The organism is Arthrobacter sp. L77 (assembly GCF_000816565.1).
GTDB classification, from domain to species: Bacteria; Actinomycetota; Actinomycetes; order Actinomycetales; family Micrococcaceae; genus Arthrobacter_D; species Arthrobacter_D antioxidans.
In genome coordinates, this window is sequence record NZ_JWSU01000006.1 from 98,807 (window position 1) to 116,823 (window position 18,017).

Here is an 18,017-nt window from a genome sequence, read left to right on the forward strand (position 1 = left end):
CCACCAGTGACCAAAGTCCATGTTTCGTGGCGCCCCGGGTCGGCGGCCCCGCGGCTAGGGCCAGGTCCGCCAGTGCTTCCAGCGGGACGGTTCGGGCTCCACCCGGGGCTGCTGCTCCGGCTCGGGTTCCTCGCCCAGCGCCCGCGCGGCCTCGACGAGGTCGTCGGTGGTGAGCATCATGACGTCGTCGCGGTCGAGGGTGTCGAGACTCCGGCCGGCGTCGAGCGACAGCCTCAGCGCCTGGCGGTTGAGCGCCTGCTCGAACAGCGTGCGGGCGAAGCGGGCGTTACCGGAATCCTCGCCCGCGTGGATGTTGGCGAGGATGCGGCGCAGCATCTGATCGGCCCCGGGCTCCAGGACGTACTCGTGCTGGGTCAGCATCTGCCGGAAGATCGTCTCGAGCGCATCGACGGAGTAGTCGGGGAACGTGATCTCCCGCGCGAACCGGGAGCGCAGGCCGGGGTTGGAGAGCAGGAACGATTCCATCAGTCGCGGATAGCCGGCCACGATCACCACCATGCGGTGCCGGTGATCCTCCATCCGCTTGAGCAGCACCTCGATGGCCTCGGGGCCGAAGTCCATCCGGCCGTCCTCCGGGGTCAACGCGTAGGCCTCGTCGATGAACAGGACGCCGTCCAGCGCGCGGCGGATCACCCGGTCCGTCTTCATCGCCGTCGCGCCGACGTACTGCCCCACGAGGGCCGAGCGGTCCACCTCCACCAGGTGACCCTTCTGCAGCAGCCCGACCGCGCGGTACATCTCGGCCAGCAGGCGCGCGACGGTGGTCTTACCGGTGCCGGGGTTGCCGAGGAACACCAGGTGCTGGGACGTCGCCACCTCGGGCAGGCCGTGCGCCTTGCGGCGCGCCTGGACCTGGAGCAGAGCGACGAGCGCCCGCACCTGTTCCTTGACGCTTTCCAGCCCGACGAGCGCGTCGAGCTCGGCCTGCACCTCGGCGAGCGGCCGGGCCGGTCCGGGCCGCGCACTGAAGACCTCACCCACGCGGTCGTCGCCTCGATCCGACCCCGGCAGCTTGATCTGATCGGCCAAGTTTCCGAGCGTCTCGCGCAGCTCGTCGAGGGGGTTGCGGCTGGCGGCCATGAATGTCTCCTGGGGCGATATGGAATGCGGGGACAGGATCCGCGGCGTCCGGACCGCGGTGCCGGGCGGCACGGAGTCCTGAAGGTGCCTCTCAACTGTAGTACCGCACGGAAATCACCGACAGGGCCGGAAAATCTCGTGCAGAGAACGTGATCCGCGCTATACTAAGCAGGCTGATGAATTGGCTCAGCCGTAATTGCAGTGCCAGCTGAAACTTGTCCCAACCCGAAGGAGACGCCATGAGCACGAAGGTCGAAAAGAGCATTCTCGTCAACGTCCCGGTCAGCATCGTGTACAACCAGTGGACCCAGTTCGAAGAATTCCCCCACTTCATGGGTGGCGTCAAGTCCGTCACGCAGCTCGACAACCAGCGCCTCAACTGGGTCGTCGAGATCGGTGGGATCCGCCGTCAGTGGGATGCAACCATCCTGGAGCAGGTCCCCGACAAGAAGGTGTCCTGGGCTGCGACCGAGGGCGCAACGAACGCCGGCTCGGTCTCCTTCGACGACGTCGGAGGCGGACAGACCCAGGTGCACCTCGTCCTCGAGTACGAGGCCGAAGGCCTCGTCGAGAAGATCGGCGACAAGCTCAACGTCGTCGAGAACCAGGCCGAGGGAGACCTCAACCGCTTCAAGGCCTTCATCGAGGACGAGGGCTACGCCACCGGAGCATGGCGCGGCTCGGTCGGAACCGGCGTCGGCACCGGCGAGCCCGGCGTCGAGTCCGCTGCCGCTTCCCGCGGTGACAGCGGCAAGGCGGGAGTCTCCGGCAAGGTCGCCGCAGGTATCGGTCTCGCCGCTGCAGCTGCCGCCGTCGGCGTTGCCGCCAGCAAGAAGAAGGACGACGACGACACGACGGTCGTGGAAGAGGACGTCACGCTCACGCCCGTGACCGACGTGGCACCCGAGGTGTACACGACCGACGACGCCGTGCTCTCGCGCAGCACCGAGGACGTCCTCCTGCCCGTCGAGGATGTCGACCCGGTATCGGCCGGAACGCAGAAGGGTACTGCGGCGGACCCGCTGACCGATCCGCTGGCCGACCCCCTGCTGAACAAGAACCGCCCCACCGGCGGAGCGCTCTGACCACTGAGTGATGCACGCCCCGCACGGGGACGTGTCGCAGGCAGCCACCTACTCCATCAGGGGGTGGGTGGTTGCCTGCTTTCAGGCGGCCTGAGGCCGGGGCGGTTCGGGCCAGGAACACCGTGCGAGGAGGAAGGGAACACCGAGTGCCGTTCGTACTGATTCGTCTGATCCGGGGCCTCGGGCGTTCGCGTGTCTGGGTCCTGCCGGCCGTCATCATCCTCGTGGTGTTCCTCACCAGCTGGCCCCTCATGGTGTGGGCGGAGCCGTCCAGCAACACCATCACCTCCGTGGCGAACTACTGGTGGTGGTTCCTGGTCACTGCGGCCACCGTGGGCTACGGGGATTTCTTCCCGACCTCGCCCGGCGGCCGCGTGGTCGGGGCCTATGTCATCGTCGGCGGCATCGTCACCCTGACCACGCTGTTCACCCGGGTCGCGTCGGCGATCGAGAATGCAAAGGGACATCGCATGAAAGGCCATCTCAGCTCGGACATGTCGGATCATCTCGTGATCGTCGGCTACACGCCGGGACGTACCGAACGGCTGATCCGCGAGATCAGCGCCGATGATGCCCATCGGATCACCCTCTGCGCCTGGGACGAGACTCCCGAGAATCCGATGCCCGAGCAGTCCCATCTCGGTTTCGTCCGCGGAGATCTCGCCGAGGAGAGCGTGTTGCGGCGCGCAGGCGTGCACCGAGCCGCACGCCTGCTCATCGACGCCCGCGACGACAACGAGGCGCTGGCCGTGACGGTGGCCGTCACGCATGTGAACCCCGAGGCCCACACGGTCGTCACGCTGCGCGACATGAGCCGGGCCCACAACTTCTCCTACATCGCCGCCGACGTCCGCTGCGTCCAGTGGCACTCGCCGCGCCTTGCCACCGAGGAGCTGCAGGATCCGGGTATCGCGGTCGTCTACACCGACCTCATGAGTCACGGCGGCCGCAACACCTACAGCACACGCCTCCCCGAAGCGCTCCACCAGATGAACTTCGGGCAGGTCCAGGAGGTCCTGGGCCGACACTTCACCACCACGGTGCTGGCAGTGCAGCACGAGGGGGCCGTCATCAACCCCGGCTGGGACGCGCAGCTACCCACGGATGCTGTCCTGTACTACGTGGGAGAGCGCAGGCTCTCCCCGGAGGAGATCGCCGGTGCCGCCGCGCGACAGCCGTACAAGCAACGCGCCGCCTCCGTCGACTGAATTCCGCTGCCCGTGGATAGCCGCCCGCGCGCCTATACTCTGAGGATGCCGATCACACACCTCGCCCGGGGCCTCCATGTCCAGCCGTCCGCCGTCGAGCGGGCCGGGGCCGTCCTGTGAGCGGCGGTCTCGTAGCCCTGCTCGACGACGTCGCGGCGATCGCCCGCATCGCGGCCGCGTCGGTCGACGACGTCGCAGCAGGAGCCGCCAAGGCGGGGGCCAAGGCGGCCGGTGTGGTCATCGACGACGCCGCGGTCACCCCTCAGTACGTCTCCGGGGCCGACCCGTCCCGCGAGCTGCCGATGATCAAGCGCATCTTCTGGGGCTCGCTCCGCAACAAGCTGCTCATCATCCTGCCGGCACTGCTGCTCATCAGTGCCTTCATCCCCGCGGTCATCCCGTTCATCCTCATGCTGGGCGGCACCTACCTGTGCTACGAGGGTGCCGAGAAGGTCTGGCACAAGATCCGCGGCCACGCGGCCGAGAAGGCGCCGGCCACCGCACGCGGACCCGAGGCGGAGGCGAAGGTCACCAAGGGCGCCATCACCACGGACTTCATCCTGTCCTGCGAGATCATGGTCATCTCCATGAACGAGGTGTCCAGCGAGTCCATCTGGGCCCGTGCAATGATCCTCGTCGTCGTCGCCCTCGCGATCACGGTCCTCGTGTACGGAGCGGTCGCGCTCATCGTGAAGATGGACGACATCGGCCTGCACCTGACCACCAAGGACTCCGCCGGCGCCAAGCGTTTCGGCGAAGCGCTCGTCAAGGGGATGCCCGCCGTCCTGGCCGGCATCACCTTCATCGGGACGATCGCCATGCTGTGGGTCGGCGGCCACATCATGCTGCAGGGGGCCTACGATCTCGGCTGGCACCTGCCGTACGACCTCGTCCACGTCCTGGAGTCCCCGTTCGTCGGCATCCCTCTCGTGGGCGGCTTCCTCGCCTGGCTCGTGAACACCCTCTGCTCGGCCATCCTCGGACTCGCGTGGGGGCTCATCGTCATGGCCGTCGTGCACCCGCTGCTGAAGGCACTGCCGTTCGGCAAGAAGGGCGAGCACGAGGAGGGCGACATCCGCGCCGCCGTCGCCGGCTACCGGTCGGACAAGCGAAGCGCGGACCACGCCTCCTGACCCGGCAGCACCCGAACAGCCCGGCACCCTCCGGCCCTCCGAACGCGACAGCGTTCGGAGGGCCGCTTCCGTTAACCGGGCACAGCACATCCAGGACAGGCGCCCTCCTGCGAACCCTAGATCCTGCTGTCAGTGCATGCTAATGTGCAGTTACTGCAATATTTAGCGACAGGAGCCCACCGTGTCCGTCCACGAAAGCCGCATCCCATGACCGCCCCACCCGTCATCGATGCCCGGAACATCCACAAGAGCTACGGGAAGGGGGCCGGCCGCTTCGACGCCCTCCGCGACGTGACCCTCCAGATCTGGCAGGGCGAATGCGTGGCGATCGTGGGCAAGAGCGGGTCGGGCAAGTCCACGCTCATGCACATCATCGCCCTGCTCGACACCCCCGACGCCGGCAGCCTCACCTACGCGGGACAGGACGCCCTCGCGCTGTCCGCGAAGAGCGTCAGCGCCCTGCGCAACAAGGAGTTCGGCTTCGTCTTCCAGCAGTTCTTCCTCACGCCGGGCACGACCGTCCTGGACAACGTGACCCTGCCGCTGAAGATCGCGGGGGAGCCGTCGAAGAGCCGCAGGGCGCGAGGGCTCGAGGTCCTCCGCCAGTTCGAACTGGAGGACAAGGCCACCAGCCGGGCCACGGACCTGTCCGGCGGCCAGAAGCAGCGCGTGGTCATCAGCCGGGCCCTGGTCAACGAGCCCAGCGTCATCTTCGCCGACGAGCCGACCGGCAACCTCGACACCGCCACCGGGGCGATCGTGCAGGACGCGCTCTTCGCGCTCAACCGCGACCTCGGCATCACCCTGGTGATCGTGACACACGACGAGGAGCTCGCCGCCCGCTGCGACCGCCAGGTCTTCCTCCGCGACGGCGTCCTGGTGACGCCCGCCCATGAGCGGGGAGCGGCGGCATGAGGACGATCGATCTCCTCCGCACCGCGGTCCGCAACACCTTCCGCAGCAAGCTGCGCACCACGCTGACGGTCCTGGCCCTCTTCATCGGCGCCTTCACCCTGACCCTCACCACGGCCGTGGGAGCCGGCGTCACCGACTACGTCACGCGGCAGGTGGCGAGCCTCGGCGCCGACGACGTCCTGATCGTCACCAGGGCCGCAGCGGACACGACGACGGACGGCCCCGCGCCCTACGACCCCCGGACCTCCAGTGCCTCCACGGGCACCGACGCTCCCGGCCTGCCCGGGAGCGGCCAGTCGGATCCGCTCACCGACGGCGACCTCCAGGAGCTGGCGGCCACCAGCGGGATCATCAGCGTGGATCCCGTCCAGGCCGTCGCCGTCGACTACGTCCAGGGGGACACGGAGACCCGGCTGGAATTCACCATCAACCCGACGTCGTCCATCACGCGCGCCGATCTCGTGGCGGGCGAACAGCTCGACGAGGCGGCCACGACCCCCCAGCTGATGCTTCCCTCGGACTACGTGGAGCCGCTCGGGTTCGAGGACGCGGCCGCCGCCATCGGCGTAACCGTCCGGCTCGGCATCACGGACGTGCTGGGGGAGCAGCATACGCTCGACGCCACCATCGCGGGAGTGTCGCAGGAGAGCCTCCTCGCCTCCGGCGGGGGAGCCAACGCCTCCCTCATCGACGGCCTGGCCCGACTCCAGGCTGCGGGCATCGACACCGGGCCCGCCCGCTACTCCCTCGCCGTCGCGTACTTCGACACCGCACTGTCCGACGACGGGATCAGCCGGCTGCAGGCGGACCTGGCCGACGCCGGGTTCGGTGCGCAGACCATCCAGGACCAGCTGGGCGTCATCAGGACCGTGATCGACGGGATCGTGGGCGTGCTCAACGCCTTCGCCGTCGTCGCCCTCGTGGCGGCCGCCTTCGGGATCGTCAACACGCTGCTCATGAGCGTCCAGGAACGCACCCGCGAGATCGGCCTGATGAAGGCGATGGGCATGCGCAGCGGCAGGATCTTCTCGCTCTTCAGCATCGAGGCCGCCTTCATCGGCTTCCTGGGGAGCGCGATCGGCGCGCTGGCCGCCGTCGTCGTCGGGTCCGTCCTCAGCGGCGCCCTCGCCGCGGGCCCCCTCGCGGCGCTCCCGGGGCTGGACATCCTCCTGTTCGACCCGGCGTCGATCCTCGCCATCATCCTGCTCATCATGGTCATCGCGTTCGTGTCCGGGACGCTGCCCGCCAGCAGGGCGGCGCGGAAGAACCCCATCGAATCGCTACGCTACGAATAGGCGCGGTTCCGAACGGCAGGGGAGACATGGCAGGCGGCAGTGAGCAGGGACTCCGGCAGCGCAAGCAGGCGGCGACGGCACTCGCGATCGAGCGCAGTGCCGTCGCGCTGGTCCTCGACCACGGGCTCGACGCAGTCACCGTCGACATGATCTGCGCGGCGAGCGGGGTCTCCCAGCGGACGTTCTTCAACTACTACAGGACGAAGGACGCGGCGATCCTCGGCGCCGCACCCGGCTCGCTGGACGAACGCCGTGTCAGGGAGTTCCTCGTCTCGGATTCGCCCGACGTACTGGAGGAGCTCCTCGGCCTGCTGGCCACCCTCGTGCCCGTGAACGCCGACACCAGGGAGCTGGTGGCGCCGCGCCTCCGCATCATCAGCCAGAGCCCCGCCCTGATGCAGAAGGAGATGGAGCGGCTCTCGGGCGTCCACGACGACGTCGCCGAGATCCTCTACCTCAGGATGCGGCGCGCGGCCCCGGCGGACGAGCCGGCGGAGGAGACACGGCGGCAGAGCGCGCTGATCGCCCACCTCGTCCCCGGGATCCTCCGGTTCAGCCTCGAACAGGGGAACGACGACGCGCCCGGCGCGATCAGCCGGCTCCTGGCCGATGCGCTCGGGAAACTCCTGCCCACCCCGTCGCCGGGCGCCCCCGACACGGGCGGCGCGGGCGCCCCCGACACGGGCGGCGCGGGCGCTCCGCCACGGTGACGCAGACGGCGCCGACCGCGTAGCCCGCATCCTTGCACCACCGCGGCGGCCGCTTCCCCCGACCCTGCGTGAAGCCCCTTTGTAAAGGACGAATCGTGGCCACGACGTGTCCTTCTCGCGCGCTCCGGGGCGGGGAGAGGATGGGCTCGAGGGCGCTGCGCGCAGCAGGACCAGGGCCGGCACGTGCGGCCATCCGGTGCGACGAGGTGCTCCCAGCCAGATCGCCGCGGATCCGGATCCGGGTCCGTTCCCATCGCACCGTGAAGGATACGATCCCATGAACAAGATGCGCCTGCTCGCCGTCCCCGCTCTCGCCCTCACCGCCGTCGCCCTGACAGGGACCTCCGCACTGGCGGCGGACGGCAGCTACTCGTCCACCCTCGGCCAGGTCAACGGCACCACCGGCACGGGCACCGTCACCCTGGACGTCGTCGGCGACCAGGCCACCATCGACCTCCAGGTGTCCGGACTCGCCGAGACCTTCCAGGGCGCCCCCTACCCGCACGTGCAGCACATCCATGGCGGCGCCGCCGGCGTCTGCCCGACGCCGGCGAACGACACCGACGGCGACGGCATCATCAGCGTCACCGAGAGCGCGCCCGGCTACGGAGGCATCCTGGCGACGGTGACGACGTCGGGGCCCACGACTCCTGCCGAGGCCCTGAACCTGCAGCTCGGTGGGCAGGGCGGAACCTACGCGGTCCAGCGCACCTTCACGATCGACGCCGCGACCATGGCGGCACTCGAGAACGGAACGGCGGTCTTCAACGTGCATGGCCTGGATCCGGCCACGACGCCGTCGACCCCGGAGGCGTTCAACGCTCCCAGCGACCTCGACCCGGCCCTGCCGCTCGGCGCGACCTCGCCCGCGCTGTGCGGGACGCTCGTACCGGCCCAGATGGGCTCCATGCCGTCGGGCGGAGCCGACACCGGTGCCGCCGTGGAGTCCATGTCCTCCTCCGCGGGGTTGATCGCCCTCGGGGGCGGCGTCCTCCTCGCGGGCGCCGTCGGCGGGACCTACGCCGTGCGCCGCAGGACGGCGAAGGCCTGATCGTCCGCGGCTGAACCGGCGATCGTCACGCCCCCGCACGGGGGCGCGATGGTCGCCGGACCGGGCGCTTCGTGGAGGAGCTCACCCTTGCGCCCTCGGAACCCGGCATGCCTATAGTGGAGCCGTGCTCTCCTAGATCCTCGCCCCTCCTGCGCCCGCGGCCACCGCCCGGCAGGACACCAGCCAGCCCCGAGGATCACCGTGACCACCTCCACCTCCCCGCACGCTGCCGCCCACCTGCGCGTCGACGGCGTCTCCAAGAGCTTCGGGGCGCGCCGCGTCCTGACCGACGTCTCCTTCACCGTCTCCCGCGACCGCGCCGGCCTCATCGGCGAGAACGGGTCCGGCAAGACGACCCTGCTGCGCATCATCGCCGGGCTCACCCCGCCCGACGGCGGCACCGTGACCACGGTGCTGCCCGGAGGTGTGAGCCCACGCGTCGGCCTGCTGCACCAGGAACCGCCGTTCGCCCCGTCCGCCACGATCACGGAGGCGCTCGAGACCGCCGTCGCCCCGGTGCGCGCCGCGGCGCACGCCGTCGAGCGTGCAGGCCTCGCCCTGGCCGATGCCCCCGAGGACCCGTCGACCGCCACCGCGTACGCCGCGGCCCTCGAGACGGCGGAGCGCGTCGGTGCGTGGGACGTCGACGCGCGCATCGCCGCCGTCGTCGCCGGGCTCGGACTGTCCGCCCTCGCAGGGGACCGGCCGACGCGTGAGCTCTCCGGTGGGCAGCGCTCCCGCCTGTCCCTGGCCTGGCTCCTCCTCAGCACGCCCGACCTGCTGCTCCTGGACGAGCCGACCAACCACCTGGACGACGGCGCCGCCGCCTACCTGTCGACCCTCCTCGAGGACTGGCGGGGCCCCGTGCTCATCGCGAGCCACGACCGGGCGTTCCTGGACGACGTCGTGACAACCCTCATCGACCTCGACCCCGCCCCGCTCCCGCAGTCGATCGCCGGACCCCTCGTGGCCGACGGCGACGGCACCGGCATCGGCGTGGTCCGCTTCACCGGCACCTACACCGGGTACGTGCACGCCCGGCTCGACGCCCGGGAGCGGTGGGACCGCCGCTACCGGGACGAACAGGCGGAGCTGGAACGGCTCCGCGCCACCGTGGCGGACAGTCACCTCGTAGGCCATGAGGACTGGACGCCCCGCTCCGAAGGGCGCGCCAGCCTCAAGTTCTACTCCGACCGCAACGCGAAGGCGGTGTCCCGGAGGGTCGACGACGCCACCTCCCGGCTGCTGTCCCTCGAGGACCGGCAGATCCGCAGGCCACCCCGGGAGCTGCGGTTCCAGGGGCTCACCGCGGCCGGCGCACCCGCGACACCGGCGGGAGCGCTCCCCGTCCTCACCGCGGCGGAGGCCGCGGTGCATGGGCGCCTGGCCGCCACGTCGCTGGTGCTCGGCGCGGGGGAGAAGTGGCTCGTCACGGGCCCCAACGGGTCCGGGAAGTCGACCCTCCTCAGCCTCCTCGCCGGGGACCTCCGCCCGACCTCCGGGACGGTGGGTGCTGCGCCGTCGCTGCGCATCGGCCTGCTCGCCCAGGACGTCGACCTGCCCGACCCGCACGGCCGCGGCCCCGGACGGACGGCACGTCAGGCCTACGACGACGCCGTCGGACCCGCCTGCGAGCAGATCCCGCTGCGGACCTTCGGGCTCGTCCACCCGCGGGACGAGAACCGGCCCGTCGCCGTGCTGAGCGTCGGGCAGCAGCGCAGGCTGGCACTCGCCATCCTCCTCGCCGGTCCTCCCGACGTGCTGCTCCTCGACGAGCCCACCAACCACTTCTCCCTGCTCCTGGCCACCAGGCTCGAGGCCCTGATCCCCGGGTACCCGGGGACGGTCGTCGTCGCCTCGCACGACCGGTGGCTCCGGCGCACCTGGCGGGGCAGGCGCCTCGAGCTCACCGCCGACGACGCACTGGGCCGACCGGGACCGGGCGGCCCGGGGCGCGGTGGGCCGCCGAGAACCGTGGCGCGCTGACCGGCGTCAGCGGTGCGCCGGGAACGGGATGCGGTCGAGGTCCGACGCCGCGATCACCGTCGCCCTGCCGGCCGTGGCCCGCGCCTGAGCCGCCAGCAGGCCGACGTCGTCGTAGCGGGACGAGAAGTGCGTCAGGACCAGCGTGGCCGCGCCGCCGTGGGCGGCGAGGGAGCCCGCCTGCCCGGCCGTGAGGTGCAGGTACTGGGCGGCGAGGGCGGCATCGTCGTCGCTGAAGGTGCTCTCGGTGACCAGGAGGTCGGCGCCGTCGGCGAGCGCGGACGCGCCGTCGCACGGCGCGGTGTCCATGATGAACGCGAAGCGGCGTCCGGGCCGGTGCACGCTGACGTCGTCGAGCCGCACGGAGCCGAGGCTCCCCTCGCGCTGCAGGCGGCCGACGTCGGGTCCGGTGATGCCGGCGGCTGTGAGCCTCTCCGGCAGGAAGGTCCGCCCGTCCGGCTCGGTGACGCGGTAGCCGTAGGCGTCGACGCGGTGGCGCAGCGTTTCGACCTCCAGCCCCGGGGCGATCTCCCCGGCGGAGCCGTGGGGGTGCAGGTGGAGATCGATGCCCGGCGTGGCGAGGAAGACGAGGGCGCGCACCACGTCCTCGCCGGACGCCGGGTAGTGGAGGTGCACGGGGTGGTGGACGCCGTCCAGGACCATGCGGGAGAGGACGCCGGGCAGCCCGAAGCAGTGGTCCCCGTGCACGTGGGTGATGCAGATGCGGTCGATCTTCGACGCCGCGAGACCGGCATGGATCAGTTGCCGCTGCGTGCCCTCACCGGGGTCGAAGAGGATCCCCTCCTGCTCCCACTGCAGGAAGTAGCCGTTGTGGTTGCGGGTCCGGGTGGGCGCCTGGGAGGACGTGCCGAGGATGACGAGCTCACGCATGACCCCAGTCTTGCACCGGGAGGGTGGGCAGGGGAGTGCCGTCAGAGCCGCGAGATCCCGAGGCCCGCGATGAACAGCCCGGCGATCAGGAGCGTGATGCCCGTGATCGTCTGGCTGTTGCGTTGCAGCCACAGGTCCATCCGGGCCAGGACGGCGTCGGCGCGCTCGGGCCGGCGTATCCGCAGGATGATCGGTACGAGGATCTCCGCCTGGGCGATCAGGACGTACGCGAGGACCACCAGCGTGCCCGTGAGCGGCCGGAGGTCCTGGAGCCCGATGAGCGTGCCGGCGGTCAGGGAGAGCAGGACCGCCTTCGGCCGCAGGTTCAGGGCCAGCCCCAGGACGAGGAACTCCCAGGGACGGGCCGAGCCGACCCGGGTCCGCATCCTGCCCAGGGCCGCGCTGTCGGTGCTGCGCGTGCGCGAGAGGAGGAAGATGCCGTAACCGATCACGGCTGCTGCCACGACGAGGCCGACCACGGCCACCCGCGCGTTCGGGTCCGGGCCCTCACGGACCGGCATGAAGCGCAGGCCGGCCGCGGCACCGCCCACCAGCAGGAGGGCCCCGGTGAAGCTCCCGATGAGGAAGGACCACGCGCCACGGTGGGCGTTGGGGGAGAGCAGGATGATGATGGTCACGCTGGCGGGCACCGTGCTCATCGTCCCCGCGAAGGCGACGGGCAGCAGGCTGATGAGGAGGCTCAGCATGGGGGATCCACGGGGCACTGGAGCCGGAGCCGGGGCGACGTCATGCCTGCTCCTCCCGTGGGGCAGTGCGCTTCGCCCGTCGCTGGGCCCGCCGGGTGCGGGTCTCGCCGTCCTCCTCCTCGAGGATCTCCGTGAGGGCCGACGTGTCCCCGGTCAGGGCCCGTCGCCACGCCGTCGACGGGTCCGCGTCGATGAGGATCGCCCGGACCAGCAGGGTCAGCGGAACGGCCAGGACAGCACCGGCAGGCCCCAGGACCAGAGCCCAGAAGAGCACGGAGACGAAGGTCAGGGTCTCGCTGAGGGACACCGCGCTGCCGACGTACCTGGGCTGGATGATGGACTGGATGGCGCCGTTGACCACCCCGTAGACGATGATGACGCCGACGACGGTCGGCCACCCCCCGCTGAGGTAGCCGAAGAACAGGGGAGGGACGATGGCGATGAAGTAGCCGACGTTCGGGATGAAGCTGCAGATGAAGGAGAGCAGGCCCCAGAGGAGGGCGCCCGGGACCTGGAGGAGGACGAGCACCAGCCAGTTCACCGCACCCTGGGCAAGGCCGAGCAGCGTCGTCGCCACCATGTAGCGGCGAGCCCCGGCCGCGAACCCGACGAGCGCGGAGACCAGCCCCGGGTCGTGGGGGGCCAGGTAGGTGAGGAGCGCCGGCACCCGGGACCCGTCGACGGCCATGAGGATCAGCAGGGTCAGGATCACCACGAGGCTGCTTGCTATGCTCGCCACACCGCCCAGCAGACCACCGATGAACCCGGTGATGCTCTCCGGTGTGAACCCGTCCTCGATCGCGTCCGTCTGGTCCGCGCCGACTCCCAGCGATGCCAGCAGCCCGGAGATGGAGGTGCCCACCTGCTCCAGTTGGGACGCGTACTGGGGAAGAAGGGCGGAGAACTGTGCAACCGCCAGGACCAGGCCCAGGGCGAAGGCGAGGACGAGCGCGAGAGCGGCGGCGATCGACGAAGCCGTGGCGACCCCCCGGGGGATCCCACGCCGGCGCATCCGACTCCGGAGGGGGTGGACGCACAGGGTGAGGATGATCCCCAGGACCACCGGGACGAAGACACCCCTCATGGCGGCGATCCCGAACGCTGCCGCCGTCGCTCCGCCGAGGGCGAGCAGGATGGTGGTGCTGCGCGGGAGGGCTGGTCGCGGATCAGCAGCAGGCGGGTCCGGCTCCATGGACGTCTCCTTCTGCTGCAGGGATGCGGCGGGTCTGGTCTTCATTGTCGGCGCGGGGAAAGGCCGGGGTCTCACCTCCTGTGGATGAGACCGGGGATCGGCCGTTGACAGGCCGTCCGTGTGGGCGGGGTGGGCGCCGGGTCTGGACCGGCCGGCGGACCCGGGAAAGAATGGGGATCGTGTCCGCCCGGACGCCCACCGGACGTGGGTGGGGCACACCGACCGGGCACGCAGACCCGGGTCCCTCGGCGAAGGAGCACACATCGTGGAGTATGCAGCAGCGCCCGACGCGCCCCCTCCCGGCGCCATGCTCACCGCGACCCGCTCCTGGAAGCAGGGCACCTGGCGCACCCCCTCCCGGGCTCTGCTCCCGGCCGCCCTGGTGTCCCTCGCCGGCTTCGTGCTGCTCGTCCTCCACCAGTCCCTGGCCGGCTACGGGCTGCTGGCCGCGGCGCTCGCCGTGGCCGCCGTCGCCGACCGCGCCCTGTTCCGGGACCTGGCGCTCATCGCCTTCGGCATCACGGTGATGACCCTCGTGCCCATCACCACCGACATCAGCGTGGAGCACATGGCGGTCATGGGATCGGCGATGATCCTCGCCGTCGGCGTGCCCTACACCGTCTCGCGCTTCGGGTACCGCGACCACGCGGTCACCTTCCCCCTGCGGACCGGCGAGCCCTGGACCCGCACCGAGAAGTGGTACCTGCCCGTCGTCGTCCTCATGGGCTACGCCCTGCTGCCCTTCTACATGATCAGCACCGGGGTCTACACGAACTGGCCGGCGGCGTCGGAACCGGCGGAGATCGCCCGCCTGTTCGTCGGCACCAACGGCCTGGGGATCTGGGACGAGCTGTTCTTCATCTGCACGGTCTTCGCGCTCCTGCGCCGGCACCTGCCCATGGTGCAGGCCAACATGCTGCAGGCGGTCCTGTTCACCTCGTTCCTGTGGGAGCTGGGCTTCAGGGCGTGGGCGCCGCTGTTCATCCTCCCGTTCGCGCTCCTCCAGGCCTTCATCTTCACGCGGACGCGCTCGCTGTCCTACATCATCTGCGTGCACCTCCTCTTCGACTTCGTGCTGTTCCTCGTCCTCCTCCACGCGCACAACCGGGCGTGGTTCGACATCTTCATCTACTAGTGACCGGGCCGGGGTCGTCACGGCCCGGCGGTGAGGGGTCCGCCCAGGATCCGGGGTCGTCGAGTGGACGAGCGCACCGGAAGCCGATGTGCGAGGTCGCGGTGTCCTCGGCCTGCGGGGAGCGGGCGGCCGGGCGGTAGCGCAGGCAGTACTCCGGAGCGCAGAGGTGCGAGCCCCCCTTGAGGACGCGGCGGGGGATGCCGGACCCGGGTTCCGCGCTTTCGGCGGCCCGGTCCCGGTGCGGAGTGCAGGCGCATCCGCTGACCTGTCGGTGACCCGCTGCGAGGTCGACCGTGTCGTGGCGGGCCGAGTAGTAGGTGCTGGTCCACTCCCACACGTTGCCGATCATGTCGAGGAGGCCGTACCCGTTCGCAGGGAACGTCCCGACCGGGGAGGTCCCCTTCCACCCGTTCGCACCCGTGTGGAGGTAGGGGAACCGTCCCTGCCACGTGTTGGCCATCAGCACACCGTCCGGCCTGACCTCGTCGCCCCACGCATAGGTGAACGCATCCGACAGTCCGCCCCTGGCGGCGAACTCCCATTCCGCTTCGTCCGGTAGCCGTTTGCCGACCCAGGCCGCATAGGCGCCGGCGTCCGCGAAGGACACCTGCACCACCGGGTGGTCCTCCTTGCCGTCGATGGACGACCCGGGCCCCAGCGGCTGCTGCCAGCACGCACCCGGGACCCAGCGCCACCACTGTGTCCAGTCACCCAGGTCCACCGGACCGGGTGACGGAGTGAAGACCAGCCCGCCCGGGGCCAGGTCGCAGGGTGACAGGCCGGGAAACCCGACCGGGTCCAGCGGCCGCTCGGCCACTGTCACGTACCCCGTTGCCGCGACGAAGACGGCGAACTCCGCGTTGGTCACGGGACGTTCGTCCAGCTCGAAGGGCGTTACGCGCACCTGGTGCGGGGGCCCCTCGTCGGCGTAGAACTCCTCCGATCCCATCCGGAACTCGCCGGCCGGGATGTGCAGCATCGCGGGCATCACAGGCATACCGGGCGTCGTCCTTCCCGTTCCGCTGGGGCCGGCTGCTCCGTCACATGAGGATCGGACGCTGTCCACCGGCCATGGGTGGACCGATGCTACCCGCTGTCACGCCATCCCTCCAGAGCCTGTCCGGCACCCACGGGTGATGGGTTCATTCCTTTGGGGTGAGGCGGATGCCGACCGCGCGGGACAGGGTGAGGGAGCAAACGAGCAGAACAATAACCTCGAGGAGTCCCATGTCCATCACGGAGTACAACCCGGGTGACCGGTTCCCGGGCGTCATCGGACGGACCGTCGAGGAGTCGACGCCGGCCTGGCCCGCTCCTCGACGGGCTCCCGACGGAGCGCCGAACGTGGTGCTCGTCGTCCTCGACGACGTGGGCTACGGGCAGATCTCCTGCTTCGGCGGACTGGTGGAGACGCCGAACATCGACCGCGTCGCGGCGAGCGGCCTGCGGTACGCGAATATGCACACGACCGCACTGTGTTCACCGAGCCGGTCGTGCATCCTGACCGGCCGAAACCATCATTCCAACGGTGTTGCCAGCATCATGGAGCTGGCCACCGGCTTCCCCGGCTACGACGGCAGGATGCCGTTCGAGAACGGCATGCTGCCGGAGATGCTGATCGACCACGGCTACAACACGTTCTGTGTGGGCAAGTGGCATCTGTCGCCGTCCGAGGACAATTCCCCGGCAGGGCCGTTCCACCGGCGGCCTCTCGGGCGCGGATTCGAGCGCTACTACGGGTTCCTGGGCGGCGAGACCAACCAGTGGTACCCCGATCTCACGCAGGACAACGCGTCGGTCCAGCAGCCGCGGCTGCCCGAGGACGGCTACCACCTGAGCGAGGATCTTGCGGACCAGGCCATCAGGATGATCCTGGACAGCGAGGCCAACGCACCGGACAAGCCGTTCTTCATGTACTACGCCCCCGGCGCAGGACACGCCCCGCACCACGTGCCGAAGGACTGGGCGGACCGGTACCGCGGCCGGTTCGACGAGGGGTGGGACGCGTACCGGGAAACGGTGTTCGCCCGGCAGAAGGAGATCGGCCTGTTCCCGGCCGACGCCGGACTGTCCCCCCGCGACCCCGATGTGCCGGAGTGGGACTCGCTGAACGACGACGAGCGTCGGTTGTACGCCCGGATGATGGAGGTCTACGCCGGGTTCGTCTCGCATGCCGACCACCACTTCGGACGCGTGCTGGACACACTCCAGCAGATCGGTGAACTCGACAACACACTGGTCATGGTCATCTCGGACAACGGCGCCTCGGGCGAAGGCGGTGTGACGGGCTCCTTCAACGAGATGCTGTTCTTCAATCAGGTTCCCGAGAAGTTCGAGGACAACCTCGCCATGATCGACGAACTGGGCGGCACCCGGGCCTACAACCACTATCCGTGGGGGTGGACGTGGGCGGGCAACACGCCGTTCCGACGCTGGAAGCGTGAGACGTACCGTGGTGGGGCGACCGACCCGTTCGTCGTCGCCTGGCCTGCGCGGATCGCGGCACGCGGCGAAGTCCGCAACCAGTACGCCCACGCCATCGATCTGGTGCCCACGGTCCTCGACGCCCTGAGATTCGAGCCGCCGGCCGCCGTGCGCGGAGTCACCCAGGCACCGATCGAAGGGGTCAGCTTCGCCCCTTCCTTCGACACGGCGGACGCCCCGACCGGCCACACCACGCAGTACTTCGAGATGTTCGGCCACAGGGCGATCCATCACGACGGGTGGCGGGCCGTGTGCCCCTGGCCGGGGCCGAGTTACACGGAGGCCGCGGCCGCGGGTCGCCGGATGGGAGAACCGATCACCCCGGAGGTCCTCGAGCGGCTCGACGCGAACGGCTGGGAGCTCTACGACATCACCGCCGATCCCACCGAGTCATCCGACCTCGCTGCCGAGCACCCCGACCGGCTGCGGACGCTGATCGCCCTGTGGTGGGAGGAAGCCGGGAAGTACAAGGTCCTGCCCCTGGACGGGTCGCTCCAGGAACGTCTGACGACCGAGCGTCCGCAGACATCGAGGCCACGCACCCGCTTCACCTATCGCCCCCACACCTCCCTGGTCCCGGCCTTCGCGGCTCCGCCGGTCCTCAACCGGCCCCACTCCATCGAGGCCGACGTCGAGATTTCCGGCGACGACACCAGCGGCGTTCTCATCGCGCAGGGTGGAGATGCCGGCGGCTACACCTTCTTCGTGGACGGCGGACGCCTGCGGTACGTCTACAACTACGTGGGCCGCGAACAGTTCGAAGTGTCATCCTCCGCACCGCTCCCTCCAGGACGGCACACCCTCCGCTACGAGTTCGAGCCCACGGGCCGGCCCGACTTCACGGTGGGCAAAGGAACACCCGGCCGCGCCCAGCTCTACATCGACGGCACACTGGTCGGCAACGCGGACTTCCCGTACACCACGCCGCTCCTCTTCGAACTCGAAGGACTCAGTTGCGGATACGATTTCGGCGCCCCGGCGACCAAGAACTATCAGCCACCGTTCACCTTCACGGGCACGATCCATTCGGTCACCGTCGAGGTGTCCGGCGACCTGATTCGCGACGACGACGCCGACATAGCACGGCTGATGGCGCAGCAGTGAGACCGGGAGCAGCCTCGCTCGGA

General features: G+C 70.0%; 15 protein-coding genes. 10 read left to right on the plus strand and 5 right to left on the minus strand.

Annotation, left to right across the window (positions count from 1 at the left end; genetic code table 11):
- Positions 1-54: 54 nt before the first annotated feature.
- A complete protein-coding gene (locus RY94_RS10675) occupies positions 55-1,101 on the minus strand; it encodes an AAA family ATPase (RefSeq protein WP_043445010.1) in 1,047 nt (348 codons plus the stop codon).
- Positions 1,102-1,340: 239 nt separating this feature from the next.
- Between RY94_RS10675 and RY94_RS10680 the strand changes: the two genes are divergently transcribed.
- From RY94_RS10680 to RY94_RS10715, 8 genes are all read left to right on the plus strand, one after another.
- Entirely contained in the window at positions 1,341-2,186 is an 846-nt protein-coding gene (locus RY94_RS10680) for an SRPBCC family protein (protein WP_082046271.1), read from the plus strand.
- Between the two features lie 146 nt (positions 2,187-2,332).
- A complete protein-coding gene (locus RY94_RS10685; RefSeq protein WP_052274255.1) occupies positions 2,333-3,394 on the plus strand; it encodes an ion channel in 1,062 nt (353 codons plus the stop codon).
- A 116-nt stretch (positions 3,395-3,510) separates the two neighbouring features.
- On the plus strand, positions 3,511-4,527 hold the full coding sequence (locus RY94_RS10690) for a DUF808 domain-containing protein (protein ID WP_043445011.1): 1,017 nt from the start codon (positions 3,511-3,513) through the stop codon (positions 4,525-4,527).
- A gap of 207 nt (positions 4,528-4,734) precedes the next feature.
- Complete coding sequence (locus RY94_RS10695; protein ID WP_043445013.1) at positions 4,735-5,442, plus strand: ABC transporter ATP-binding protein; 708 nt, start codon at positions 4,735-4,737, stop codon at positions 5,440-5,442.
- Positions 5,439-6,737 (plus strand): ABC transporter permease, encoded by a 1,299-nt coding sequence (locus RY94_RS10700; protein ID WP_043445015.1) that lies wholly within the window; start codon positions 5,439-5,441, stop codon positions 6,735-6,737. The genes RY94_RS10695 and RY94_RS10700 overlap by 4 nt, the downstream gene beginning before the upstream one ends.
- Before the next feature lie 26 nt (positions 6,738-6,763).
- Complete coding sequence (locus tag RY94_RS16880; protein ID WP_052274256.1) at positions 6,764-7,447, plus strand: TetR/AcrR family transcriptional regulator; 684 nt, start codon at positions 6,764-6,766, stop codon at positions 7,445-7,447.
- 277 nt (positions 7,448-7,724) lie between these two features.
- A complete protein-coding gene (locus RY94_RS10710; protein ID WP_043445017.1) occupies positions 7,725-8,498 on the plus strand; it encodes a hypothetical protein in 774 nt (257 codons plus the stop codon).
- Between the two features lie 201 nt (positions 8,499-8,699).
- The gene (locus tag RY94_RS10715; protein WP_082046272.1) at positions 8,700-10,484 is read left to right on the plus strand and encodes an ABC-F family ATP-binding cassette domain-containing protein; all 1,785 of its coding nucleotides are present in this window, start codon (positions 8,700-8,702) and stop codon (positions 10,482-10,484) included.
- A gap of 6 nt (positions 10,485-10,490) precedes the next feature.
- On the opposite strand, the gene RY94_RS10720 is transcribed toward RY94_RS10715, so the two are convergent.
- The 3 genes from RY94_RS10720 to RY94_RS10730 are packed head-to-tail and all read right to left on the minus strand — an operon-like array spanning position 10,491 to position 13,316.
- Positions 10,491-11,372 carry a ribonuclease Z gene (locus tag RY94_RS10720; RefSeq protein WP_043445019.1) on the minus strand — a complete coding sequence of 294 codons (882 nt, stop codon included), beginning with the start codon at positions 11,370-11,372 and terminating at the stop codon, positions 10,491-10,493.
- 41 nt (positions 11,373-11,413) lie between these two features.
- The gene (locus tag RY94_RS10725; protein ID WP_043445021.1) at positions 11,414-12,079 is read right to left on the minus strand and encodes a GAP family protein; all 666 of its coding nucleotides are present in this window, start codon (positions 12,077-12,079) and stop codon (positions 11,414-11,416) included.
- A gap of 40 nt (positions 12,080-12,119) precedes the next feature.
- Positions 12,120-13,316, minus strand: coding sequence for an AI-2E family transporter (locus RY94_RS10730; RefSeq protein WP_231554499.1), 1,197 nt, complete (start codon positions 13,314-13,316; stop codon positions 12,120-12,122).
- Positions 13,317-13,578: 262 nt separating this feature from the next.
- On the opposite strand from RY94_RS10730, the gene RY94_RS10735 reads away from it, so the two are divergent.
- Positions 13,579-14,406 (plus strand): CPBP family glutamic-type intramembrane protease, encoded by an 828-nt coding sequence (locus RY94_RS10735; protein ID WP_052274401.1) that lies wholly within the window; start codon positions 13,579-13,581, stop codon positions 14,404-14,406.
- Here the strand turns inward: RY94_RS10735 and RY94_RS10740 are convergent.
- The gene (locus RY94_RS10740) at positions 14,396-15,394 is read right to left on the minus strand and encodes a formylglycine-generating enzyme family protein (RefSeq protein WP_197060680.1); all 999 of its coding nucleotides are present in this window, start codon (positions 15,392-15,394) and stop codon (positions 14,396-14,398) included. The two genes, RY94_RS10735 and RY94_RS10740, sit on opposite strands and share 11 nt — an antisense overlap.
- Before the next feature lie 239 nt (positions 15,395-15,633).
- Here RY94_RS10740 and RY94_RS10745 point away from each other — a divergent pair, with 239 nt between their 5' ends.
- Positions 15,634-17,994: an arylsulfatase gene (locus tag RY94_RS10745; protein WP_043445023.1), complete on the plus strand. Its 2,361-nt coding sequence runs from the start codon at positions 15,634-15,636 to the stop codon at positions 17,992-17,994.
- Positions 17,995-18,017 lie beyond the last annotated feature (23 nt).